Origin of the sequence: Occallatibacter sp., from assembly GCF_049582745.1 — a bacterium.
Classification (GTDB): domain Bacteria; phylum Acidobacteriota; class Terriglobia; order Terriglobales; family Acidobacteriaceae; genus Telmatobacter.
In genome coordinates, this window is the sequence record NZ_JBAUUO010000044.1 from 1 (window position 1) to 23,467 (window position 23,467).

Consider the following 23,467-nt stretch of genomic DNA (forward strand, 5'->3'; position numbering starts at 1 on the left):
GACTTATAGCGACGCTCATCTGCTCGACCGGGCGAGTTGGAAAGCACCTGGGCTGCTGATGAAGTTTGGATTCATCCTTCCGGCTCCGCGCATCGAAGTCAGACAATCTCATTGTGCAACATTCAGGGGAAATTACCTGCAAAACGGCGGCAGTTGCAAAGTCCTCTATCTGAAAGCTTTGAAAAATCCTTGAAAGAAATGCTCTTGACATTTTGAGGATGGACCGTTCGAGGTGGGCGCCCAGCTAGTCGATGTTCTGTTGCTATAGATATCTCCACGCTTGCGCCGTACAAATCAATATTTGAACTTGTTCAATTTTTCCTTGACGGCGACTCAATCCTGACGCAGGATTTGACCATGGTCAAAAATGATCCTGCAACGGGCAAGGGCGAGCAGACGCGGCGTCACATCTTCGAGACTGCCCTGGTGCTGTTTCGCGAGAGGGGCTTCGATGCAACCACGATGCAGCAGATCGCCGAGCGGGCGGACGTGGTGAAGAGCGCGGCTTACTACTACTTTCCCAGCAAGGAAGCCATCATCCAGGCGTACTACGAAGAGATCCAGGCGGCGCAAGAGAGGATTTGCGAGCAGGTGTTTGCAAAAAAGCACGATCTGAAGGCGCGGATTGCGGCGGCGATGCACGCAAAGCTCGACCTCGCCAGGGACGACCGCAACCTGCTTGGGGTGGTCTTCCGTTACACAGGTGAACCACGACACCCTTTGTCATGCCTCGGTGAAGGAACGGCGGAGATCCGGCGACGGGCCATCGCAGTATTTGAGCGGGCGATTGAGACCGAGCGCATGCCGCGCGATCTGCGGCAGCTGCTGGCGATTTCGCTGTGGGCGCTGCAGATGGGACTTCTGGTGATGTTTTTGTATGACGAGACCGAGGGCCAGCGAAGAACGCGAAGGATGGCGGATGGCGCGCTCGATCTGACACTGAAACTCCTGGCGCTGGCCAAGTTCACCATATTGAGGCCGGTGCGAACGAAAGTTCTGACTCTGCTGCGCGAAGCCGAATTGCTACCGGAAAACCGATGGGCACGAGGCAAGGAGGAAGGATGACTGAACCGGAAGAGAAGAAATCCAGGATTGAACCGGCACAGTGGTGGGTGGTGGCGTTCGTCGTTGCGGCAATCTGCGGATCGGTGCTCTACCGTTACCTGATGGGGATGCGGTATCTGCACAGCGCGGCGATGTTCATCGGCGTTCCGGCGGTACTGGCCGTGGTGCTGGCCCTGACTCCCAGGACGAAAACGGTGACGGGCGGCATCGTGAAGGGGATCACGCTTGCACTGCTGGTCATCGCTCCGTTGCTTGGCGAAGGATACTTGTGCATCCTGATGGCGGCGCCTCTGTTTTATGTTGTCGGGTTGCTGATCGGAATCCCGGTAGACATTGCGAAGAGAAAAGCTCGTCGCGGGGAGACGCTGAGCTGCATGGTGATTCTGCTGCTGCCGCTTTGCCTGGAAGGCGTGGTTCCGCAGCTTACGCCCAGCCGCGGGCAAACGGTCGAGGTGACGAAGATTGTGGATTCGCCAGCCTCCCGGGTCGAGGAGGCACTCGCGGAGAGCCCGCGGGATCGGCATGCGCTTGCCGGGATTCCTGAGGATCGGATTTCCCCATCCGCTGGATGCGAAAGGACGCGGGCTCGGTGTTGGAGCGCAACGAGCAATTCTGTTTTCCGGCGCGGAGGGCGATCCGGCGGGCTGGCTGGTAATGCGGATCGCGGAGCGTCGACCGGGGTTCGCGCGCTTCGAAACAGCAAGCGATGGCAGCAAGCTGACGCAGTGGATTCGCTGGAATGCGTCGGAGGTGGAGTGGACGCCTGTGGATGCGAGTCACACGCGCGTGACGTGGCGGATTCACTTTGAACGGCAGCTCGATCCGGCCTGGTACTTCACGCCATGGGAGCGCGGAGCGGTTCGCCAGGCAGCGGGATACCTGATCGACGCGAATGCGGGAGAGCCAAGATGACGCGCTCGGAGACGATCGGCGCAGGCGCACTCTACTTCCCTCTTGTGCTCTCGTGCATCGCCGGGCTGGTATGGGGAAGAAGACCGCCGAGGATGTTTCCCGCATGCCTATTGAGTTTTTTGTGGACTGCACCGGCGCTGCTGCTCTTGCAGAAGTTGAACGGCGCTGCGGGATGGTGGAGCTTTGCCGATGGCAGCGCGTGGTTTTCGGGGATGCCGCTTGAGCTATATATCGGTTGGACGATTGCGTGGGGCGTTCTTCCGCAGATTGCGTTGCTGCGACTGCCATTGGTCTTGAGTGTTGCCACGATGGCGGCGCTCGACGTTCTGGTGATGCCGCTATGCCACCCCGTGGTGGTGCTTGGCCCGCGTTGGCTGATTGGGGAGACGGTTGCGGCCGCACTCGTGCTGGCGCCCGCGTTGTGCATTGCTCGCTGGACACAGCAGAACGCGCATCTGCGTTTGCGAGTGTGGATGCAGATTGTAACCAGCGGAGGCGTGTTCTTATATCTGCTGCCTGAGATTGCATTCGCGGCGCGGCCGGGCCGGGGATGGGAGCCACCGCTGGCATTTCCGGGGTGGGAGCGGCAGATTGCGCTGCAGCTGATTGCGGTGCTGGCGCTGCCGGGAGTAGGAGCCGCGATGGAGTTTGCCGAGCGCGGAGACGGAACGCCGATCCCTTTCGATCCGCCGGTGCGACTGGTGACAAGCGGAATCTATCGCTATTGTGCGAACCCGATGGCGCTGTCGTGCACGGTTGTGTTGCTGGCCTGGGCGGCGTTGTTGCGCAATGGATGGCTTCTGCTGTCGGCGGCGGTCTCAGCCATCTATAGCGCGGGGATCGCGAACTGGGACGAAAGCGAAGACATGCAGCGGCGCTTTGGCAAGTCATGGCGGACCTACCGCGAAGCGGTGCGGAACTGGATGCCGCAGCGGAGGCCGTACCACGCGGGGGAACCAGCGCGGCTGTACATGGCGGCGAGCTGCGGTCCGTGCAGCGAAGTATGGCGCTGGATTGCGACACGGAATCCGGTGGGGCTCGATATTCTGGCGGCGGAGTCATTGCCGTATGGCTCCATACGGCGCTTGCGGTATGTGCCGGGCGATGGCACGGCGAGCGTGGAAGGTGTTCGCGCGATGGGACGCGCTTTGGAACATCTGAACCTGGGCTGGGCGGTTGCGGGAATCGCGTTGCGACTGCCGCTGGCGTGGCAGTTTGTGCAGGTGGTGATGGATGCGAGTGGACTCGGGCCGCGGATTCCGGCGGCAAAGATATCTTGTCCGGTATCCGAATCAACCGAACGTTAACACTGGCCGCACTGGGCAGCTTCTAGCATGAAAGCAGATGCTCCGGGCGCTGTGGAGACAGAGCGACTAGGATCGATGCGGGGTTACTTCAGATAAGCACGCACCAGGTCGATGAGGTCCTCGGCGAGTTCGGGGGCGATCTGCTCCTTGGCTCCGTCGACGAGGTGGAAACGAATGTGCGTCTCCATGATCTCGCCCATCAGGCCGTTGACGCCGCCGCGCACCGCGGCTAGCAGCATCAATTGGCCGCCACAGTCTTCGTCCTCGCCGACGAGGCGTTCGACGGCATCGAGTTGGCCGCGCAGGCGACGTACGCGCTGGACCAGTTTCACTTTCTCGCGCTCATGCAGGGACATGAAATGTCTCCTTGTTATATACCCATACGGGGTATAGTATAAACCATATCGGGGTATACTCAGCTCTTCTCTATTCTAGCGCCAATGCTTCCATGAAAGGTCGCTATGTTCCACCTCCGTTATCGCCGCACTTATTCATACCTGTTGATATGCCTATCGTTTTCGTTTGCCGGGGACTCTTCCCTCGCGCAGACTCTGAAATCCATGGATGCACTGCCCTCTGTGCCGGAGCCTTCACATCGGAGTCCGGCGAACGCGGCCACTCCAGCGGATTTTTCCGGGCAGAGCGCATCTCCGACTACAGGGAGGAATGCCGACGCCAGGAAGCCGCCGGAGGTTCAACCGGAGACGCCACTGCTGACGATGTTTCCTCATCCCGAGGACGCACGGTACTGGGTTTCAGGGCAGGCGAACATCATCTTTCAGGGGCGGCTTCCCTTCCACTCGCTGTACCAGGGGACGAACAGCTTTCGCAATTCGGCGGAGTACAAGACGTCGATGGTGGGGACGTTGTATACGGCGCTGCGCAGGAATCGTTCAACGCGTTTCAATACGGACTTCATCTTCGATCTCGAATCGGCGGCGGGGCGCGGCCTGAGCCAGGCATTGGGTCTGGCGGGATTCACCAACCTTGACGTGGTGCGGAATCCGAATCTTGGTTCGACGCCGTATATCGCGCGCTACCAGATTCACCAGGTCATCGGGCTAACGAGCCGAACGACGAGCCAGGAGGCGAACTTCTTCGCGCCGGCGTCGACGGTGCCGGAGCGGCGCGTGGAGTTGCGCGCCGGCAAGATGACGCTGCCGGATTTCTTCGATGTGAACTCGGAGGGTTCGGACAGCCATCTGCAGTTCATGAACTGGACGGTGGACGACAACGGCGCATGGGACTACGCGGCGGACACGCGCGGGTATACCGTGGGCGGCATGGCGGAGTACGACGATCGCGCGTGGAGTCTGCGTTATGGTCTGTTTGCCATGCCGACGGTCGCCAACGGCATCGACATGGACTGGGCATTCAGCCGGGCGCATGCGCAGAACGGTGAATTTGAGCTGCGCGAAAACTGGGTTCCGCAGCGGAAGGGCGTGACGCGGGTGCTGTTCTACGCGAATCGCGCACATATGGGGACGTATCGCGAGGCGGTGCAGGCGTATTTGAACGGGACAGATGCGACGCCGGCCATCACGGCACATGAGCATTTTGGCGCCCTCAAATACGGATTTGGCTACAACACGGAGCAGGAGCTGACATCGAGTTTGCGCGTCTTCGGGCGGTTTGGATGGAATGAGGGCCAGCACGAATCGTTTGCCTACACCGAGGTGGATCAGACGGTGGAGGCGGGCGCGGATTATGCGGGAGACCGCTGGCACAGGCCGCAGGACAAGGTGGCGATTGCGGTGGTGTCGAATGCAATCAAGCGCGATCACCAAAACTATCTCAGATTAGGCGGGCTCGGATTTCTGCTGGGCGACGGAAATCGACGACCCGGGGTACAACCGCGATCGTGGGCCGGCGTGGGTGGGTGCGGTGCGGACGCACGTGGATTTCTAACGCGGTCCGGGATCGAGCGCGGGTGCAGCTTTCGCGCGCAGCAGGTTGGTGAGATCGTCGAGATGCTCATCGAGCGCATTCAATTTTCGTGAGAGTCCCTGGATCTCGGATTCGGCGCGGCGATTGACGTCGAAGTCGAGTTCGCCGCGGAGACGGTCTTTGGTGTCCTGGCGATTCTGGCTCATCATGATGACGGGCGCCTGGATGGCGGCGAGCATGGACAGGAACAGGTTGAGGAGGATGAACGGGTAGGGATCCCACGCTTTCCTGTCCAGGATGACGTTCACCATTGTGTACACGATGAGGACGACGGCAAACGTAATGATGAAGGTCCACGAGCCGCCAAAGCTGGCAACCGCATCCGCGATTCGCTCTCCCGTGGTCATTTCCCTTTCGATGATCTCGTTGGGATTGCGGGTCACGCGCAGTCTTACGAGTTGATGAGCGGCGTGATACTGGTGGCCCAGCGTGGTGAGCAGGTCCATACCGGCGAGGGGCTTTTGCTCGAGAAGCGTGGAAATGTCATCGCGGGAGATCTCGAGGCAGGTGGAGTCTTCGAGGGCGGAGGCGTTGGTTTGATGGGGCGACTGTTCCAGCATTGAAGCAAAGCCGAAAAACTCGCCATGCCCGGGCTCATCCACGACCACTTCCTGCGCGTCTTCGTCGACGGTGGTGACGCGGACTCTGCCTGAAACCATGACGTAGGCCATGCCCGGATCGCCGGCTTTGTAGATGCGCTCGCGCGCTGCGAAAGATTTGACATCGACCTGGCTGGCGAGGACGGCTGTCTCTTCGTCATCCAAAAGGGAAAAGAGAGGAACACTCTTGAGCAGTTCGGGTTTGCAGGTCATGGTGATCTCCGATTCGAGGATGTTGATGAAGTCTGGTTGAGGGCGGACTGCGGTGGGTCGGGTGCATGTCGAAGCGGAAAATCCACTTCGTATCCAAATTGGCAGCCAATTTTGGGACTCGCGATGTGAGCTCCGCCAAGAGCAGCGAAAGTGAAGCTCATGCGGTTGTTGATTGCATACGCGCCACCTGCGAGTGCCTGGAGCTGATTTTTGCCGAGACCGTTTTTGTCGGCCACTCCGCCGTAAAGCTCTGCGCCGAGGGTGAGGCGGGAGGTAAAGTCGTGCTGCATCGAGAGCCCGCCGGTGTAGACGTGGCCGCGCGTGGTCTGGATTCCGAGGACGCCTGTGCTGGTGTTGCCGGCGAAGAGGTATCCGAAGTTGAAAACGAGACGGGTCTTGTCGGAAAAGGGCTCTTGCAGAATCGTGTTGAGCCAGTAGTCAGCGAGGCCGGAACCGAGCCCCTGGGTTTCGTCGCCGGTTGGGAATTCCATATAGAAGCTGGCGGAGAGGGCCGGGATCCAGCGCGGCCGGGGAGCTTTCGAGAAGTTCCACTTAATGCCCATGTCGGCATCACCATTCCCGGAGGAGTCCTGCGAGCCGGATGCGCGGTTGATGGCGAGATACGGGATATCGAAGTCGAGTTCGAGGTTATGCGGAAGGCCGTAGTTGACTTTGAAGTTTGTCGTGTTCTGGCGGAGATCAGGATATTGCGCAGACTGAAGACCGTCGAGCTCGTTGTAGATTTCGAAGTGAAGAGTGCCCTGGTCGGTAACGTCGGCGTTATCCGTGTAGAACGGCATCTGCGCGAGCAGCGGCCCACAGGCGACAATCCAGATTAAGGGTAGGAGAAGCCGCGTTGCTCGATGCATGCAGTTGCTGTTCACTATACCCGGATTCAATTCGCATGCAATATCAATGCGGTGTTAAAAGCGCCTGGTTGATCAAGGCGTCGATATCCGAGGGTGGCGCCGTGAGCGGTGGAGAGACGGTTGCGCCCGTACAATGTTGTTGATTCCGAAGCGAGGTGGGAAGTGAGCGCCCTGATCGAACCGTGTGTGCTGGTATATGACGTGGGAGGCAGCCACATCTCCGCGGCCGTCTGCTTCAAAGAAGGATTCAGGCTGGGCTCGGTGGTGCGGGCCAATCTGCCGGAGGAACAGACCAGCGAGGCCTTCGTCGAGGTGCTGCATGCGCTGGGCGTGAGGGCATCAGAGGGCGTAGCAGGGGTACAGGGTGCGGAACTGGCGATGCCGGGACCTTTCGACTACGCCAAGGGCATCAGCTGGATGGAGCACAAGCTGCCTTACCTGTATGGCGTGAATGTGAGCGAAGCGCTGGCGGCGCGGTTCGGATGGAATGCGAGCCAGGTGCGGTTTTTAAATGACGCTGCAGCGTATCTGCTCGGCGAAGTGGGTGCGGGCGCGGCGCGGGGCGTACAGCGCGTGGTCTGCTTCACACTTGGGACGGGTGTGGGTTCGGGATTTGCGGTGGACGGGCATGTGGTGACGGAGGGTAAGGGTGTTCCGCCAGGCGGGGAAATCTGGAACGTGCCCTACGAGGGCGGCATTGTGGAGGATCAGATTTCAACGCGCGCACTTCAGCGGGCCTACAAGGAACGCACGGGACAGGAGCGCGAGGTAGCTTCGATTGCTCACTACGCGACGGGCGGCGAGCCTGACTCGATCGAGGTCTTCAAGGAGTTCGGCAGGAATCTCGGCGTGGCGCTGAAGAAGCTGCTCAAGGATTTTGCTCCGGATGTGGTGGTGCTGGGCGGCGGAATCTCGCGGTCGGCGTATCTGTTTCTGGAGGAGACCCGGAAGGAACTCGCGGATACGAATTTCGAAGTGCGGATCGCCGAACTGGGGGACAATGCGCCGCTGGCGGGGGCGGGCGTAGCGTGGTTCGGTGCGGAAACATAAGCGAGTGCAGCCCCCGGACAACGCCTTTAACGGGGCATAAGCATCGACATATCCTGGAATTCCTGATTGGGGCAGGCAAGGTGATTTTGTGAGACTGCTGAAGATCTCCGCTGCTTTCGCCGTCGCTTTGTACCTCATAGCATTGGCGTGCTTCTTCGCATTTCAACGAAGTCTTTTGTACTACCCTACCCATGCCTACACTCGGCTCGCCGATGCAAACGCGAACCGTGCCTTCAAAGAAATTGAAGTAAAAACGCGCGATGGAGTTGAACTGAAAGGCTGGTACGCGCCTGCAACCACGAAGGCATTTACGATCGTCTTCTTTCATGGGAACGCAGACAGCCTGAAGACTGCCGCACCGATTGCCGATCCTTACATTGCGGAAGGTTATGGCTTCCTGCTCGCTGAGTATCGGGGTTACAGCGGCTTACCGGGGAAACCGACGGAAACCGGTCTCTACAACGATGGGCGCGCTTTTATTCAGTACTTAATCAGCGAGGGTATAGACAGCAGACACATCATTCTGTATGGGCATTCGCTGGGGACAGGCGCGGCCGTACAAATGGCAACCGAATTCCATGTCGGCGGACTGATGCTGCTGGCGCCATATCTGTCGATTCCGAATCTGGCGCAGATCGATTTTCCGTTCTTTCCGTCCAGCTATCTAGCTCTGGACCGGTTTGATAACCAACACAAGATCAAGTCCATTCATTTGCCCGTGCTCATCGTGAATGGCGCCCTGGATCAGGTCGTTCCTCCTTCACAGGGACAAAGACTTTACTTGTTGGCAAATGAACCCAAGGAATATCACTCGCTCCCGAATCTGGGGCATAACGATGCGTTCGACGCGTTCGCGCCGCTGAGCTTGAATTGGATTCGCCATCGGGCAAACTAGCGGCTGCCGGCAGCGGGCTGGACGGGCGTCTGAGTCTGCGAATCGGGTGGGAGAGTGTAAATGACCTCGCCGGGTTTGGCGTAGTGGAGCTTCTCGCGGGCTTCGTGTTCGATGGCGTTGGGATCGCTCTTAAGCCGGTCGACATGATCGCGCAGGTGAGCGTTCTCCTGCTGCAGGTCCTGGATTTCTTTCTTGAGCTGCTTCTCCTGGGTGCGCTGCTGGTACCACGAGGACAGGCCGTGGTGGCCGTTGATCACGCTCCATGCAAAGAGGAGTGCGAGAGCAACGGCAAAGAGCGTGCCGGCTGGACGCCAGCCATGCTGCACCCATTCAATGACGCGCTGACGAAATGGAAGCGGCTCGTTGGCCGCTTCCTTGTTTTCACTGAACAGATTGGGCTGCTGCATTCGGCCTCGGTGGAGCTCTGCAGGGGCTGAAGCCCCGAACTTCTATCCCTGGTTTTGCGGCACGACTGAAGTCGTGCCCTGACGCTAACCTGAGAAGCAGATCCTTCGCTTACCACCCCCAAACTGAAGAAAACGTTTTGGGGCCCCGTGCGCTCAGGATGACACTTTCAACTTGTGGAACTCCCGGCACGACTAAAGTCGTGCCCTGTTACAAAACCGCGATCGATAACGTGCGAATGAATCTTCAACTAACCTTGCACGAATTTTTCAGCGGCGGAGCGGAGCGCGACCATGTCTTTCTCGTCGCGCGCCTCGGTGTAGGCCCGCACCACCGGCTCGGTGCCGGAGAGGCGGAAACACACCCATGAGCCGTCGTCGAGGATCAGTTTGAGACCGTCGGTGCGCACGACGCTGGTGACCTTGCGCCCGCCGAGCTCGGTTGGATCCTTCTTCAACTCTTCAGTGAACGCGGCTTTGCGTTCGGGGGTCAAGCGGAAGTTCTCGCGAACGGGATAGAAGGAACCAACCTTGACAAACAGTTCTTTGAGCTGGCGGCCGAGGCTCTTCTTGCGCGCGGCAACCATCTCGGTGACCAGCAGGCCGGCGATGATGCCGTCCTTTTCCGGCACATGGCCGCGGATGGTAAGGCCGGCGGACTCTTCGCCGCCGATGGCGATCTTGTCGGCGATGATGAGTTCGCCGATGTACTTGAAGCCGACGGGCGTCTCGAAGAGCGGCACCTTGTGGTATTCGGCGAGCGCGTTGATGAGGTTGGTGGTCGCGACGCTTTTGGCCACGCCATTCTTCCAGCCGCGGGTTTCGACGAGATAGTCGAAGAGCAGGGCGATGACGTAGTTGGGCTGGATGAAGGTACCGTCTTCGTCCACGATGCCGAAGCGGTCCGCATCTCCATCCGTCGCGATGCCGATCTTCGCGCCAAATTCCTTCATCTTCTTCCTGCAGTCGCCGAGGAGGTGGTCGTCGGGCTCAGGGGCGTGTCCGCCAAAGAGGACATCGCGATAGTCGTGGACCGTTTCGACTTCGACACCTGCTTGGCGCAGAATGTGGCAACTGTAGCCGCGACCTGCTCCCCAGAAGGGGTCGAAGACGACCTTGATGTGAGAGGCGGCGATGGTCTTGAGGTCAACGAGTTCGCCGAGGCGGTGGAGAAAGCCAGGCTTGACGTCAGCCGTCTCAAATCCCCCCTCCGGAGCTTCGCGTTTTGGAATGACGGGATCGGCAGGGTTGAGGGCGTTGATCGCGGCTTCGATTTGCTTTGTTACTTCAGGCAAGGCTGGCGCGCCGTCGTGGGTGGAGAACTTGATGCCGTTGTACTCCGGCGGATTGTGGGAGGCGGTGAAGTTGATGGCGCCGGATGTCTTGAGCGCGCGGACGGCGTAGGCGATGGCCGGGGTAGGTGCGGCATCGGGAATGACGATGGGGGTGATGCCGGCGCCGGCGAGGATCCGGGCGGCTTCGGCGACAAAGCTTTCGCCAAGGAAGCGCGGGTCGCGACCGACGAGAACGCGGTGGGGCTCGGGCTGGGTCTTGACGTATGCGGCAATGCCAGCAATGGCGAGGCGAATGTTGGCCAGCGTAAATTCGTCGGCAACGATGGCCCTCCAACCGGAGGTGCCGAATTTAATGACGGAACTCATCGTCGTTCTCCTCAAGCGGCTGTTGCTCCGCAGAATCTATGAAATAGGATGCACAATCCGCAAGGAACATACTGCAACATAGGGGCGAAGTCGGCAAGTTAAGGAATGTATTTGAAAGGGGAGCAACATTGGCAGGGGCCAATCGGCGACTTTGATTCGGGCCATGAAAATTGTGATGGGATGTTGGGTCTCGCTTCGTACACTGGACGCGGGGAGAACGAAATGCTCGAATCGAACCCGCAGGCACGGATTGTGCTGACTACGGAAAGTACTCTGGATGAAGCCAACAAGCTGGGCCGCACGCTGGTGGAAGAGCGGCTGGTTGCATGCGCCACGCTGCTGCCGGTTGTCCAGTCGATTTATTACTGGAAGGACCACATCCACTCCGCTCCGGAAACCATGGTGATGCTGAAGACGAGCGCGGAAAAGCTCGAGGCATTGGAAGCGCGCATGCGCGAGTTGCACAGCTACCGGGTGCCGGAGTTCCTCGTGATCCCCGTGGAGATGGGAACGAAGCTCTACCTTGACTGGTTAGCCGGATCACTGGCCCAGCCCAGGTAGCAATCCGGCGTCGGACAACAATCCTGCCCTGCGGTCGGTCGTGTGGGTGCCAGGATGATTCGCGCATCTGGTATTCTGAGCTTCGGCTGTGATGCGCTGGCTGATCATCGCACTTCTGTTTTCGGTTGCAGGGCTGCTGGCGGCGGCTGCGGGAACGGCGCGCCACATCCGGCGACAACGTGCAAGACTGAAACACACCTCGTCTGAGGGGGATGCCGCCGTAGTGGGAACGGCTGAAGCATCCGACCTGGAGTCAGAAAGTTAAGGAACAAACGTGGAAAACGGAATTGCGAAGCCGCTGGCTTCAGAGATTGCCAGTTCTGGCGTATCGAACGGGTTGCGTGCTGCCGGCGTAATGCTGGCAGGCAGCGTGCTGGTTGCGGTCTGTTCGCACGTCGCGCTGGAGTTGGGTTTTACGCCGGTTCCGCTGACGCTGCAGCCTTTTGCTGTGTTGCTGCTGGGAATGTTGCTGGCGCCGCGGCTGGCGGCGGCGACGCTGGGCGTATATCTGCTTGAGGGCGCCGCGGGGCTACCGGTCTTCGCGCCGGGCCTGGCCTTCGGCGCGGGCGTGGCGCACCTGCTGGGACCGACGGGCGGATACCTGATGGCCTATCCTGCTGCGGCGGCGCTGGTCAGTTACTTGTGGCGGCGCAGCAGGCGTGGATATTCGGCTGCACTGATGAGCGCGGCGGCGGGCGATGCGGCGATTCTGCTGTGCGGGTTTTTGTGGCTGATGGTGTGGACGCACGGGGGCGGGTCGTCGAGTTCGGTGAAGACGGGATTCGCGCTGGCCGTGCTTCCCTTTCTGCCGGGAGACGCACTGAAAGTCGTGGCCGCGGCGGCGATTGCCAAGGGACTGAATCGGGCGCGGCGCAACCGTTAGTTGAACTCACTCCCCAAGGGGATTGTTTTTCGTTGAAAGGACTCTCGTCTCAGTGAGCACCAAGCATTCTGAAACTGCAGTTTTGAATTCGATCCGGGAGATCTCGATTGCACACAGCCCCGATTCGGATGACGCTTTCATGTTTTATGGCCTGGCGACAAATAAAATTCGCGTGCCGGGATATAAATTCACGCACACGCTGTGCGATATCGAAACACTGAATCGGAAGGCGCAGGACGAAGCGTTCTACGACGTCTCTGCGATCAGCTTCCACGCCTATCCGTATGTGCAGGAGAACTATGCGCTGATGGGCTGCGGCGGCAGCGTTGGCGAAGGATACGGGCCGATGGTCGTGGCGATGAAGCCCATGTCGCAGGACGACCTGAAGCGCGTGAAGGTGGCCATTCCGGGGACAATGACTACGGCTTTTCTGGCACTGAAAATCTTCAATCCGGAGATCGAGACGGAGGTTGTGCCGTTCGACCAGATCATTCCCGAAGTGCTCGCGGGCAAATACGAGGCTGGGCTGATTATTCACGAAGGACAGCTGACATACGGCCGCAGCGGGCTTCACAAGATTATCGATCTGGGCGTGTGGTGGCGCGAGACGACGAAGCTGGTGCTGCCGCTTGGCGGGAATGCAATTCGCCGCTCGCTGGGAGCGGAGTCCCACAAAATCATCTCGAAGGCGCTGCGGGACAGTATCCAGCACGCGCTCGATCATCGGGAGCAGGCGCTGGAGTACGCGATGCAGTTTGCGCGCGATCTGGATACCAGCCTGGCGAGCCGGTTTGTGAGCATGTATGTGAACGAGCGGACGCTGGACTACGGGCCGGACGGACGCGAGGCCATTCGCAAGCTGCTGGAGATGGGACACGAGCGCGGAATCATTCCGATTACGCCGAAGGTGGAGTTCGTCGACTGAAGGCAAGCGAGCGGCACCGGTAATTGGAATTCACAACTTTATCCAGCAAACACTCTGAAGATTCGCTGATCCCAGCCGATGCACTGGGTATTGAGGCGTGCCATGCTCTTGAGCCAGGATGAACTTGTGTCGGCACTTTTCTGCGATACGGACCGCGCGCAGCGCCTGAAGATGCCGCTTTCGCTGATTGCCGTTGGATTTACGGAGATGGACAGACCGGAAGGGGAACTGGAGCACGCTGGCTACGATGGCGTGGAACGCAGCGTCGTGGGGCGTATCACAGGGATTCTGCGATGGTACGACTCCGTGGGCAAGTGGGCGGACGGCGAATTTCTCCTGTCGCTGCCGGGATGCACTGGCGTGTATGCAAAAACACTGGCTGAGCGGCTGCGCGATGAGGTTTTCGCAGCGCCGGTACAGGCCGGCGGCGGGAAGCTTTGCGTGAAGGCTTGCTTTGGGGTTGCGTCAAGCGGGGGCCGGTCGCCATTTGTGGTTCTGCGGGACGCGCGGGACGCATTGCATGAAGCACGGGCTGCCGGACCGGGATCGATCCGGTGTATGGCGGCGGACACGGAAAATGATCCCAACGCTTTCCTGATTCCTGTGCTGGGGCGCGAAGACCTTCACTGGTAGCGGGTGCGATGGTCGGGGATTTCAACCTGCGGTCAGAGATGCGTGGGCGTTCGCGATCTCCAGAAATTCCTGGAAGACATCATTGGAGAGCAGGCGGCCGTGGGGGGTGAGCCGCACGGTTTCACCATCGAAGGTGAGCAGGCTGCGCTCGGCGAGTAGTTCGACTGTGTCTAGTGCATGAGCAACCATCTGGTTGCTGAATTGTCTGCGCAGAGCGGAGACAGAAACTCCCCCGTTCAGACGAAGGCCGAGAAACCAGGCCTCCTCGTGCTGACGCTCGGGCGAAAGCCACGCGGTTTCGGGCGGCTGAGGGGCATCCATATACAGCCTGAGGTCAGCGGTCGTGGTGGATCGCAGGACATAGCCGGACTCCCTGATTTCCGGTGAGCGCGGAGTTGCCTGCAACATCGAAGATGCGTCGAGGCCGATCCCCAGGTAGGGGCGGCGCCGCCAGTAGCGCAGATTGTGACGTGATTCAAAACCCGGGCGGGCGAAGTTCGAGATCTCGTATTGAGGCAAACCGGCGACCAAAAGACTCTCGATCGCGGTCTCGTACATGCGGGCCATGGCGTCGTCGGTTGGAACGAGCTCCGCGTGGTAGCGGATGCCGCCGGCCATCAATTCGCGGCCGAGACGCGACTCGTCGTCCACTTCGAGCATGTAGATGCTGGCGTGGGGGATGCCGGTTTCGATCAGGACTGCGACCGACTCCTGCCAGGAGGCGAAGGTCTGGCCTGCAAGGCCGGCAATCAGGTCGATGTTGAGGTTGGTGATGCCGGTCGAGCGAAGGCGCTTGAGGTCGTCGAGGACAGTTGTCCGGCTGTGGAGTCGGCCGCTCTGATGCGCTTCGCGATCGATGAAGGACTGAACACCGAGGCTGATGCGATTGACGCCCGCTTGCGCAAATGCGTCGAGGGTGGCATCGGCAAGCTGGCCGGGGGCGCACTCTACCGTAATCTCGGCGTCGGGTTCGACGACAAATTCGGCGCGAATGGCGTCAAAGAGCTTGGCAATCAGATCGGGCGGGAGCAGGCTGGGCGTTCCGCCGCCAAGGTAGATAGTATCGAGCCGAGACGGTAGCGACGCGCCAAGGTTTTCGCTCCACGAGCGCGCGGCGCGCATCTCATCGACAAGACTCTGAATGTAGCGACCGTGCTCGGCGGCCGGATACACGCCCGAAGCGAAGTTGCAATAGGTGCACTTGGAGCGGCAGAACGGGATCGAGATGTAGAGGCCGAGTTGTTTGCTCGAGGGTGCTGCCATATTCTGATTCTTTCATGCCTCCGGGGAACGGCACAGCCTGCTCGGGGTTGACGCCGGTAATGCAAAGGAGACGCTTTTTTGAAGGCCTGGCCGATTCTTGCCATCGTCATTGTCCAGTCGTTTCTGTGTATCGCCCATTGGTTCATGTATCGCACATGGATTGATTTCTGGTGGCCAATGAGCCCGCCGGCCACACTTGGACTGCGATTCACATTTGTCCTGCTTTCGTTTGTGTTTATAGTCGCGTCGTTGTTGAGCTTTCGATTCAGCAATCGGACCGTCCGGACTTTCTACTGGTTTGGCGCGCTGTGGATGGGGCTGGCAAATTTTCTTTTTGTCGGCGCGGGCATCGCGTGGTTGGCCGATTTGGTGCTGCGCGTTGCCGTACCGGCAGCGACGCGACTCGCCGACAGGCCGTACATTGCAGGAGCGCTGGTAGCGATATCGATCGCGACGGCTGTCTATGGAGTCGTGAATGCGCGAATGATTCGGTTACGCAAGGTCACCCTGCAGTTGCCGAATCTGCCGGAGTGCTGGCGCGGACGGCGAGCGGCGCTTGTGAGCGATCTGCACCTGGGGCACATCAACGGGTATGCCTTTACGCGGCGGATTGCGGCGATGGTGCGGGACCTGGATCCGGCAATCATCTTCCTCCCCGGAGATCTATTCGATGGCAGCAAGGTCGATCCCCTTCGCGTGATTGCGCCGCTTCTGGAGTTGAACCCTCCGCTGGGAATGTACTTTGTCGGTGGAAATCACGAAGAGTTTGGCGGAGCTGAAGAGTACGAAGCTGCCCTGCGATCAGGCGGGATTCGCGTGCTGCACAACGAGTGCGCCGAAGTGGACGGCGTTCGCATCGTGGGCGTGGCGTATGGGCCTTCAACCTACCCGCTGCAGATGCGGACATTCCTTGAGGGGCTGAATCTGAAGGGTGGGCCGGCGAGCATTCTGCTGAATCATGTGCCCAATCGGCTGCCGCTTGCCGAGCACGCCGGCGTGAGCCTGCAGCTATCGGGCCACACGCATGGTGGGGGGCAAATATTTCCATTCAACTACATCACGCGGCGCGCCTTCGGCAAGTTCACCTACGGCCTGCAGCGGTTCGGCGAGATGCAGGTGTACACATCGAGCGGCGCGGGAACCTGGGGTCCGCCGATGCGGGTGGGTACGCATTCTGAGATTGTGTTGCTCACCTTTGCGTAGGAGTGTTCTCATAGTCCTTCCGTTTCCAGTGGATGTTTTTTGTTTTGAAAGGCAAGGTTATGGACTTTCCGAGCAAACGCTTTCTTATCGTGCTGTCTTCGATTTCACTTCTCGCGGTTGCCGCGGTTGCACAACAAGCGCACAGCGATGCACCGACTCCGGCACAGAAGACGCTGGAATTTCCGACGGTGCTGTATGGCGCAGCCTATTACAACGAGTACATGCCAGGCGATCGGGATGCGCGGCTCCAGAAAGATATCGCCATGATGAAGGCCGCCGGCTTGAACGTGGTGCGCATGGGCGAGTCGACGTGGAGCCTGTGGGAGCCTGAGGACGGCCGCTTCGAGTATGCGTGGATGGATCGTGTTGTGGATGCGATGGGCAAGGCCGGCATCAAAGTGATTCTCGGCACGCCCACGTATTCCATTCCAGCATGGATGGCGCATGAGCATCCGGAGATCCTGGCCGATCGCATTTCCGGCGGCCACTTCGGCGGCCCGACCGAGCCCGCGCAGTACGGCATGCGGCAGAACATGGATACGGATTCGCCGGCGTATCGCTTTTATGCGGAGCGCTTGATCCGGCACATCGTGGCGCACTACAAGGACAATCCGACCGTGATCGGTTGGCAGCTCGATAACGAAACCGCGAGCTACGACGCCGCGAATCGCGATGTGTTCATCGGGTTCCAGCACTATCTCGAGAAGAAGTTCGTGACGCCGAAAGCACTGAGCAAGGCGTGGTTTCTCAACTACTGGGGCGAAAATCTGCACACGTGGGAAGACCTGCCGACGCGCAACGGTGCGCAGAGCACGGGCTACAAACTGGAGTGGTCGCGCTGGAGCCAGATGCGGGTGACGGATTTTCTGCATTGGCAATCGGAGTTGGTCAGGGAATGCGCGGGTGCGCAGCAGTTCATTACGACGGACTACGGCAGCATGATGAAGCGCGACGTCAATGAAGAGGCCATCGCCGAGTCGCTGGACATTGTCGCCGACAACATCTATCACTTCGCCGCGCAGGATCACTACGACGGCGCGACACAGGCGATTCAAGGTGACTTTTCGCGTTCGCTGAAGCATGCGAATTTCCTGGTGACGGAGACGAATGCGCAGTCGACGGACTGGACTTCGGCGCACCAGTATCCGCCGTACGACGGACAGTTGCGCGAGGACGTGTACACGCATTTATCGAATGGCGCCAACATGGTGGAGTACTGGCATTGGGCATCGATCCCGGCCAACCAGGAGACGTACTGGAAAGGTGTACTATCGCACGATCTGGAGCCGAATCGGGCCTACGCAGAAGTATCGCGCACGGCACATGAACTGGAGAAGATCGGGCCGCACCTTGTGGGGCTGAATATCCATAACGATGTGGCGATCTTGTGGAGCCGCGACTCAGATAATGCGATCGAGTTTATGCCGTTCACATCGTCAGGACCACAGTGGAGTTTTGCCGGTCCGACAGCGGACTACACTTCGCTGGTGATGCAGTTGCATCGGTCCCTCTACGACCTGAACGTGGGCGCGGATTTCGTATTTCCGGAGACCAAGGATTTCTCGGCGTACAAGCTGCTGATTGTTCCGGCGCTTTACATCGCGGATGATGCGCTGCTCCAACGAATCGCGGATTATGTGAAGGGCGGCGGCCACGTGGTGATGACGTTCAAGAGCGGATTCGCCAACGAAAACTCCGCTGTACGGTGGGTGCGCGCGCCGGGCCCGCTGCGCGAGGCGGCGGGATTCAGCTACCAGGAGTTCTCGAATCTCGAACATCCCTTGGCGTTGAAAGATGATCCATTTCACGCGGGCGACGGCAACAAGGTGAGTTACTGGGCGGAGTTCCTGATGCCGGAGCATGCGAAGCCGCTGGCATATTACGACCATCCATTTTTCGGAAAGTGGCCGGCGATCACCGAGAACCAGTTCGGCGCGGGCACCCTGCTCTACGAGGGCACGTACCTTTCCAACGCGCTCCAGACCGCAATTCTGAAACGCGCCCTGGAAGAATCTGGCCTGACCGGCCCCGATCAGCAGGAACCCGCGTCGGTGCACGTAACGCATGGCGTGAATCGCATGGGCAAACGGTTGCACTACTACTTCAACTACTCCGCCGGCGAGGTGAAGGCGAACTATGCGTACGGCGGGGGAACAAACCTGCTGGATGGAAGGCCGGTGTCAAAGAGCGACTCGCTGGCGCTGGGACCGTGGGACCTGGCAATTATTGAGGAGAAATAGAAGGCGCGCCGGGCGCAGAAACGGCGAAGATGCGCCGTGAAAGCGCCCGGAGGCTTTCGCGAGGGGTGGCGCCGATGCGCGCGGCACCGCCGCATTTTAGCACCATTCAGCGGCATTGCAAGCGGTTTAAAATCACAGGATATCTATTGCTTTTTCAATCACTTACGATAATTATGGTTCAGCCGTCTGAAACCCGAAAACGGACAACCTCGGGGTCAAAACGAGGCATCCCAGTGAAGGCCAGCGTTACGTACGCGTAAGAGGTGCAGCGCGGCGACCACAGGAGCAGTTCAAAATGGCGAATACACAAGGCTCACAGCAAGGACAAGGTTCCGGCACCGATACTCGCAGCGATCAGGATCCCTCACAACAGAAGAGTGGCACCGGCCAGCACTCGCAGCAAGGGACCCAGCAAGGGAATCAAGGAAATAAGCCGAACGATATGAACAAGGAGCAAAACCGCGGGAATCAGTCCGGCAGCGGCAGCCAGCATTCGGGCGGCTCGGGCTCATCCGGTGGCAATCGCTAGAGCATGCGCGAGTTGACGTCAGCACGAAGCTGATGCGTTTCGCAAAATTCGAATCTGAAAAAGGGCCCACGTTCTCCCCCGGGATGCGTGGGCCTTTGAAGTTTTGAGCAAACCATGTGGGGCACACGTCACAGGCAGGTGGTTCTCAATTGGCTATGATCGGTGGGTCCGTCTGAAAAGACCTATTGCCGGTCAGGGAGCGGAGAACCTCACGTGAGCGAAAAATCACAATCTATTCCAGCCAACTCTATCGATAAAACTTCTGTCAATCGCACCAGCCTGCATGGCGTCGAGCTGCTGTTCAACTCGCGCCTCAATAAGGGCACGGCATTCACCGAGCAGGAGCGCGACATCTTCGGCTTGCACGGTCTGCTTCCTCCGCACATCGGTACGCTTGAGGATCAGCGATTGCGGCGCAAGCGCGTGCTCGATTCGCGCGACACCGCCTTCGGCAAATACAGCAACATGCGCGATCTGCAGGATAACGATGAGACGCTGTTCTATTCGATGATCGAGCACTACACCGAAGAGCTGCTGCCGATTGTGTATACGCCCGCGGTTGGCGAGGGGTGCCAGCGCTTCTCAGAGATATGGCGGCGACCGCGCGGACTCTTCATCAGCTATCCCAACAGACACAGAATCGACCAGATCCTTGCCGATCCCCGCTATGACAATGTGCGCTGCATTGTAGTCAGCGACGGAGAGCGCATCCTTGGCCTCGGCGACCAGGGCGCGGGCGGCATGGGCATTCCCATCGGCAAAATGGCGCTCTACACCGCGCTGGGCGGCATACCGCCGGAACATTGTCTGCCGATCCTGCTCGATGCGGGAACCGACAACGAAAAGCTGCTGCATGAACCGATCTATATCGGCTGGCAACACCATCGCGTGCGCGGGCAGGAGTACGACGACTTTGTCGAGGCGTTCGTAACAGCAGTGCAGAAGCGTTGGCCGAAGATCCTGCTGCAGTGGGAAGACTTTGCCGGAGCCAATGCAGCGCGTTTGCTGGAACGCTATCGCGACCGCCTCTGCACTTTCAACGACGACATCCAGGGAACGGCCGCGGTGACCACAGCGACGCTGCTGGCCGCGGTGAACGCGACGGGCGTTCCGCTGTCGCAGCAGACGATCGCGATGTATGGCGCGGGATCGGCGGGCATCGGCATTATCGATCTGCTGATTGCCGCGATGAAGGAAGAGGGGTTGAGCGAGGAGCAGGCCCGCAGCCGTGTCTATGCGTTCAACCGCCACGGATTGCTGGTGGACGGTGCGCGCGGCATCAAGGAAAGCCAGCGGCCGTTAGTGCGGAAGCGTGCGGACATCGCCGGATGGCACCTTGAGGGTGGGGAGGATGTATCGCTGCTCGACGTGGTGCGCAATGCAAAGGTAACGGTGCTGGCAGGGGTTTCCACACAGGCCGGCGCATTCACGGAGGAGATTGTGTGCGAGATGGCGCGGCACACGGAAAGGCCCATCGTCTTTCCGATGTCGAACCCTACCTCGCAGGCCGAGGCTACTCCGGCAGACCTGTTGCTCTGGACCAAAGGCCGCGCTTTGGTGGGAACGGGCAGTCCGTTCCCCCCAGTCGAGGTCGAAGGCAGACCGGTGCGCATTTCGCAAGTGAACAATTCCTTCATTTTTCCGGGGCTGGCATTGGGCATTCTTGTCGCAGAAGCGCGGCGTGTGACGGACGGCATGATCATGGCCGCGGCGCGAGCTCTCGCGGGATTGTCGCCCTCACGAAAGGACAAAACCGCTCCGCTGCTGCCTCCAATTGGCGAATCACGTAAAGTTGCGCTGGTGGTATCGGAGGCGGTTGCGCGGCAGGCGATGGCTGAAGGGGTTGCATCAATTACCGATGCAAATTCCCTGCCCGATCGTATTCGTGCATATATGTGGAACCCTGTTTACATTCCGTACGAGCGCATCGAGGGCTGACAGGCGTTTGGGAATTCTCGTCCCTCGGAGGGCGGGGGCGCGCCTCTGCCCTTTATTGATAGTATGGGGGCGGCCAAGATTAAACGTTTTATCAACGAGGAAACCATGAGCCACTCATCACTGCGTTTTGGGATGAATATCCCTGCGATTTTGCTGTTGTGCATTGCATGCATGGCGATTCCGAGCCTTGCGCAGCGTCCGCAACCCAAGCCACATCCAACCGGGCCGTGGATGAACACGAGCCTCACGCCCGACGAGCGCGCCGACCTTGTGATCAAGGAGATGACGGTCGACGAGAAGATTGCGCTGCTGCATGGCGTGGGCATGCCGACCGATGAGCCGGTGACGCCGGAGAATGCTGCGTCGAACCGCGGCGTGGGCTACGCAGTGGGCGTTCCGCGGCTCGGGATTCCGGGAATCGACATGAGCGACGCGGCGTATGGCGTGCGGTCCAGCGGCGTAAATGGACGCTACTCCACGGCACTGCCGGCGGACGTGGCCGCAGCCGCAAGCTGGGACACCGATGCAGCCTACGAGTATGGAGCGCTCATTGGCCGCGAACTGCGCGCGCAGGGATTCAACATGTCGCTCGGCGGTGGGGTGAATCTTACACGCGATCCGCGCAACGGCCGCACGTTTGAGTATCTCGGCGAAGATCCAGTGCTGGCGGGAACGCTGGTGGCACGGCTTATCGAAGGGACGCAGTCCGCCAACGTGATCGGCGACATCAAGCACTATGCGCTCAATGACCAGGAGAGCGGCCGCAACTCAGTGAATATCAACATCAGCAAGCGTGCAGCGCGCGAGAGCGATCTGCTGGCATTTGAAATCGGCGTGGAACAAGGCAAGCCCGCTGCGGTGATGTGCTCGTATAACCGTGTAAACGGCGACTTCGCGTGTGAGAACAAGTGGCTGCTCACGGATGTGCTGAAGAAGGACTGGAAGTTTCCGGGCTTCGTGCTTTCTGACTGGGGTGGAACGCACAGCGATGTGAAGGCGTCGGCCGCGGGCCTCGACAACGAGCAGCCGGGCAGGTTCTTTTACGAGCAGCGATTCAAGGATGCGCTCGATGCCGGCAAGATTCCTGAGAGCGAACTCAACGACCATGTGCATCGGATTTTGCGCTCAATGTTCGCGGCAGGTGTAATCGACCACCCACGTCAGCGCAGCGTCATCGATCCCTTTGCGGGATTCGAGACAGCACGGAAGATTGAAGAAGGCGGCATCGTTCTGCTGAAGAATGAGAAGGCTCAATTACCGCTGAATGCGGCGCGGCTGAAGACGATTGCGGTGATCGGTTCGCACTCCGATGTGGGCATGATCTCCGGCGGCGGCTCGGCGCAGGTCGACCCGATCGGCGGAAACGCGATCAAGCCGCCGGGCCAGGGCGCGACACGTTGGATGGAAGAAACATGGTTTCCGACGTCGCCTCTGAAAGCAATCCAGGCGCGCGCGCCGCATGCAACCGTGAAGTACGACCCGGGCACCGACCCTGCGGCTGCTGCTGCCGCCGCCAAGGGCGCAGACGTGGCCATCGTGTTTGCCTATATGTGGGCCAGCGAAGGCATGGACCTGAAGAGCCTGACGCTGCCTCACGACCAGGGCGCAATCATTTCGGCCGTGGCTGCGGCGAATCCGCACACCATCGTGGTGCTTGAAACAGGCAACCCCGTGACGATGCCGTGGGTAGATAAGCCGGCCGCGATCATGGAAGCGTGGTTTGGCGGCAGCGATGGCGCGGACGCCGTGGGCAACGTGTTGTTCGGCACCGTGAATCCAAGCGGCAAGCTGCCCAACACGTTCCCGAAGAGCGAGGCTGATCTGCCGCATCCCACGATCACGATGCCGCCGCCGGAGTCCTCGCATTTTTCCGGTCCTGCCTCGCCTGAGAAATGGGCGATGGGCTTGCCTCCATTTCAAATGACCTATGACGAGGGCGTGAAGGTTGGCTACAAGTGGTACGACGCGGAGAACAAGAAGCCGCTGTTCCCGTTCGGCTACGGGCTTTCGTACACCACGTATCGCTACTCCGGTTTGCAGGTGACGCCGGGAGATAAGGTGAAGGTGACGTTTACGCTGGCCAACGCCGGTGCGCGCGAAGGTTCAGAGGTCGCCGAGGTCTACGCCGCTCTTCCCGCTGCCGCACAGGAACCGCCGAAGCGCCTTATCGGATTCACGAAGGTGAAGCTGAACCCGGGCGAAAAACGCGGCGTAACCGTTGAGGTGGATCCAAAGTATCTGTCGATCTTCGACGAACAGAAAGATGACTGGTCACTGCTGCCAGGCGAGTACACCATCATGGTGGGTGGATCGTCTGACAATCTGCCGCTGAAGACGACCGTGAACTTGAAATAACCTCATCGGAGTTTG

23 protein-coding genes are annotated in these 23,467 nt (G+C 59.6%); 17 read left to right on the plus strand and 6 right to left on the minus strand.

The annotated features are described in order from the left end of the window. The 4 genes from WCA10_RS05040 to WCA10_RS05055 all read left to right on the plus strand — a co-directional run. The coding region (locus WCA10_RS05040; RefSeq protein WP_472821409.1) for a hypothetical protein at window positions 1–193 on the plus strand (193 nt) is incomplete at its 5' end. A gap of 164 nt (window positions 194–357) precedes the next feature. Then, window positions 358–1,065 (plus strand): TetR/AcrR family transcriptional regulator, encoded by a 708-nt coding sequence (locus tag WCA10_RS05045; protein WP_472821410.1) that lies wholly within the window; start codon window positions 358–360, stop codon window positions 1,063–1,065. Further along, the gene (locus WCA10_RS05050; RefSeq protein WP_472821411.1) at window positions 1,062–1,874 is read left to right on the plus strand and encodes a hypothetical protein; all 813 of its coding nucleotides are present in this window, start codon (window positions 1,062–1,064) and stop codon (window positions 1,872–1,874) included. The genes WCA10_RS05045 and WCA10_RS05050 overlap by 4 nt, the downstream gene beginning before the upstream one ends. A 99-nt stretch (window positions 1,875–1,973) precedes the next feature. Continuing rightward, a complete protein-coding gene (locus WCA10_RS05055) occupies window positions 1,974–3,284 on the plus strand; it encodes a methyltransferase family protein (protein ID WP_472821412.1) in 1,311 nt (436 codons plus the stop codon). A gap of 83 nt (window positions 3,285–3,367) precedes the next feature. Here WCA10_RS05055 and WCA10_RS05060 read toward each other — a convergent pair whose 3' ends face one another. Further along, entirely contained in the window at window positions 3,368–3,640 is a 273-nt protein-coding gene (locus WCA10_RS05060; protein WP_472821413.1) for a metal/formaldehyde-sensitive transcriptional repressor, read from the minus strand. Between the two features lie 204 nt (window positions 3,641–3,844). Between WCA10_RS05060 and WCA10_RS05065 the strand changes: the two genes are divergently transcribed. Further along, window positions 3,845–5,284, plus strand: a complete 1,440-nt coding sequence (locus WCA10_RS05065; RefSeq protein WP_472821414.1) for a carbohydrate porin — start codon at window positions 3,845–3,847, stop codon at window positions 5,282–5,284. Here the strand turns inward: WCA10_RS05065 and WCA10_RS05070 are convergent. Together WCA10_RS05070 and WCA10_RS05075 are read right to left on the minus strand one after the other, a co-directional pair. Beyond that, the gene (locus WCA10_RS05070) at window positions 5,189–6,043 is read right to left on the minus strand and encodes a DUF1003 domain-containing protein (RefSeq protein ID WP_472821415.1); all 855 of its coding nucleotides are present in this window, start codon (window positions 6,041–6,043) and stop codon (window positions 5,189–5,191) included. The genes WCA10_RS05065 and WCA10_RS05070 overlap by 96 nt on opposite strands. After that, entirely contained in the window at window positions 6,040–6,912 is an 873-nt protein-coding gene (locus WCA10_RS05075; RefSeq protein WP_472821416.1) for a transporter, read from the minus strand. Before WCA10_RS05075 ends, WCA10_RS05070 begins: the two co-directional genes overlap by 4 nt. Window positions 6,913–7,074: 162 nt before the next feature. On the opposite strand from WCA10_RS05075, the gene WCA10_RS05080 reads away from it, so the two are divergent. Further along, the gene (locus WCA10_RS05080; protein WP_472821417.1) at window positions 7,075–7,962 is read left to right on the plus strand and encodes an ROK family protein; all 888 of its coding nucleotides are present in this window, start codon (window positions 7,075–7,077) and stop codon (window positions 7,960–7,962) included. Window positions 7,963–8,050: 88 nt separating this feature from the next. Next, a complete protein-coding gene (locus WCA10_RS05085; RefSeq protein ID WP_472821418.1) occupies window positions 8,051–8,857 on the plus strand; it encodes an alpha/beta hydrolase in 807 nt (268 codons plus the stop codon). Here the strand turns inward: WCA10_RS05085 and WCA10_RS05090 are convergent. Then, a complete protein-coding gene (locus tag WCA10_RS05090; RefSeq protein WP_472821419.1) occupies window positions 8,854–9,264 on the minus strand; it encodes an FtsB family cell division protein in 411 nt (136 codons plus the stop codon). The two genes, WCA10_RS05085 and WCA10_RS05090, sit on opposite strands and share 4 nt — an antisense overlap. A gap of 248 nt (window positions 9,265–9,512) precedes the next feature. Continuing rightward, window positions 9,513–10,922 carry a phosphoglucomutase/phosphomannomutase family protein gene (locus WCA10_RS05095; RefSeq protein WP_472821420.1) on the minus strand — a complete coding sequence of 470 codons (1,410 nt, stop codon included), beginning with the start codon at window positions 10,920–10,922 and terminating at the stop codon, window positions 9,513–9,515. A 222-nt stretch (window positions 10,923–11,144) separates the two neighbouring features. Here WCA10_RS05095 and cutA point away from each other — a divergent pair, with 222 nt between their 5' ends. The 5 genes from cutA (at window position 11,145) to WCA10_RS05120 (ending at window position 13,924) form a co-directional block, all read left to right on the plus strand. After that, window positions 11,145–11,483 (plus strand): divalent-cation tolerance protein CutA, encoded by a 339-nt coding sequence (gene cutA, locus WCA10_RS05100; RefSeq protein WP_472821421.1) that lies wholly within the window; start codon window positions 11,145–11,147, stop codon window positions 11,481–11,483. Window positions 11,484–11,574: 91 nt separating this feature from the next. Then, complete coding sequence (locus tag WCA10_RS05105) at window positions 11,575–11,748, plus strand: hypothetical protein (RefSeq protein WP_472821422.1); 174 nt, start codon at window positions 11,575–11,577, stop codon at window positions 11,746–11,748. Window positions 11,749–11,757: 9 nt separating this feature from the next. Next, a complete protein-coding gene (locus WCA10_RS05110; protein WP_472821423.1) occupies window positions 11,758–12,366 on the plus strand; it encodes a biotin transporter BioY in 609 nt (202 codons plus the stop codon). Between the two features lie 52 nt (window positions 12,367–12,418). After that, complete coding sequence (locus WCA10_RS05115) at window positions 12,419–13,291, plus strand: menaquinone biosynthesis family protein (protein ID WP_472821424.1); 873 nt, start codon at window positions 12,419–12,421, stop codon at window positions 13,289–13,291. Between the two features lie 102 nt (window positions 13,292–13,393). Then, window positions 13,394–13,924, plus strand: a complete 531-nt coding sequence (locus WCA10_RS05120) for a GGDEF domain-containing protein (RefSeq protein ID WP_472821425.1) — start codon at window positions 13,394–13,396, stop codon at window positions 13,922–13,924. 21 nt (window positions 13,925–13,945) lie between these two features. Here the strand turns inward: WCA10_RS05120 and hemW are convergent, their stop codons facing one another. Continuing rightward, window positions 13,946–15,187, minus strand: coding sequence for a radical SAM family heme chaperone HemW (gene hemW, locus WCA10_RS05125; protein WP_472821426.1), 1,242 nt, complete (start codon window positions 15,185–15,187; stop codon window positions 13,946–13,948). 78 nt (window positions 15,188–15,265) lie between these two features. On the opposite strand from hemW, the gene WCA10_RS05130 reads away from it, so the two are divergent. The 5 genes from WCA10_RS05130 to WCA10_RS05150 all read left to right on the plus strand — a co-directional run bounded on the left by WCA10_RS05130 (window position 15,266) and on the right by WCA10_RS05150 (window position 23,452). Continuing rightward, window positions 15,266–16,390 (plus strand): metallophosphoesterase, encoded by a 1,125-nt coding sequence (locus WCA10_RS05130; RefSeq protein ID WP_472821427.1) that lies wholly within the window; start codon window positions 15,266–15,268, stop codon window positions 16,388–16,390. A gap of 44 nt (window positions 16,391–16,434) precedes the next feature. Then, window positions 16,435–18,630: a beta-galactosidase gene (locus WCA10_RS05135; RefSeq protein ID WP_472821428.1), complete on the plus strand. Its 2,196-nt coding sequence runs from the start codon at window positions 16,435–16,437 to the stop codon at window positions 18,628–18,630. A gap of 295 nt (window positions 18,631–18,925) precedes the next feature. Continuing rightward, on the plus strand, window positions 18,926–19,159 hold the full coding sequence (locus WCA10_RS05140) for a hypothetical protein (RefSeq protein ID WP_472821429.1): 234 nt from the start codon (window positions 18,926–18,928) through the stop codon (window positions 19,157–19,159). A 213-nt stretch (window positions 19,160–19,372) separates the two neighbouring features. Further along, complete coding sequence (locus tag WCA10_RS05145) at window positions 19,373–21,097, plus strand: NAD-dependent malic enzyme (protein ID WP_472821430.1); 1,725 nt, start codon at window positions 19,373–19,375, stop codon at window positions 21,095–21,097. A 105-nt stretch (window positions 21,098–21,202) separates the two neighbouring features. Continuing rightward, on the plus strand, window positions 21,203–23,452 hold the full coding sequence (locus WCA10_RS05150; RefSeq protein WP_472821431.1) for a beta-glucosidase: 2,250 nt from the start codon (window positions 21,203–21,205) through the stop codon (window positions 23,450–23,452). Window positions 23,453–23,467: the final 15 nt, after the last annotated feature.

Excerpts from the sequence above, each read along its gene's own strand:
- WCA10_RS05045 (WP_472821410.1), top strand. The coding sequence starts at position 358 with ATGGTCAAAAATGATCCTGCAACGGGCAAGGGCGAGCAGACGCGGCGT.
- WCA10_RS05050 (WP_472821411.1), top strand. The coding sequence starts at position 1,062 with ATGACTGAACCGGAAGAGAAGAAATCCAGGATTGAACCGGCACAGTGG.
- WCA10_RS05055 (WP_472821412.1), top strand. The coding sequence starts at position 1,974 with ATGACGCGCTCGGAGACGATCGGCGCAGGCGCACTCTACTTCCCTCTT.
- WCA10_RS05060 (WP_472821413.1), bottom strand. The coding sequence starts at position 3,640 with ATGTCCCTGCATGAGCGCGAGAAAGTGAAACTGGTCCAGCGCGTACGT.
- WCA10_RS05065 (WP_472821414.1), top strand. The coding sequence starts at position 3,845 with ATGGATGCACTGCCCTCTGTGCCGGAGCCTTCACATCGGAGTCCGGCG.
- WCA10_RS05070 (WP_472821415.1), bottom strand. The coding sequence starts at position 6,043 with ATGACCTGCAAACCCGAACTGCTCAAGAGTGTTCCTCTCTTTTCCCTT.
- WCA10_RS05075 (WP_472821416.1), bottom strand. The coding sequence starts at position 6,912 with ATGCATCGAGCAACGCGGCTTCTCCTACCCTTAATCTGGATTGTCGCC.
- WCA10_RS05090 (WP_472821419.1), bottom strand. The coding sequence starts at position 9,264 with ATGCAGCAGCCCAATCTGTTCAGTGAAAACAAGGAAGCGGCCAACGAG.
- WCA10_RS05095 (WP_472821420.1), bottom strand. The coding sequence starts at position 10,922 with ATGAGTTCCGTCATTAAATTCGGCACCTCCGGTTGGAGGGCCATCGTT.
- cutA (WP_472821421.1), top strand. The coding sequence starts at position 11,145 with ATGCTCGAATCGAACCCGCAGGCACGGATTGTGCTGACTACGGAAAGT.
- WCA10_RS05105 (WP_472821422.1), top strand. The coding sequence starts at position 11,575 with ATGCGCTGGCTGATCATCGCACTTCTGTTTTCGGTTGCAGGGCTGCTG.
- WCA10_RS05120 (WP_472821425.1), top strand. The coding sequence starts at position 13,394 with ATGCTCTTGAGCCAGGATGAACTTGTGTCGGCACTTTTCTGCGATACG.
- hemW (WP_472821426.1), bottom strand. The coding sequence starts at position 15,187 with ATGGCAGCACCCTCGAGCAAACAACTCGGCCTCTACATCTCGATCCCG.
- WCA10_RS05140 (WP_472821429.1), top strand. The coding sequence starts at position 18,926 with ATGGCGAATACACAAGGCTCACAGCAAGGACAAGGTTCCGGCACCGAT.
- WCA10_RS05150 (WP_472821431.1), top strand. The coding sequence starts at position 21,203 with ATGAGCCACTCATCACTGCGTTTTGGGATGAATATCCCTGCGATTTTG.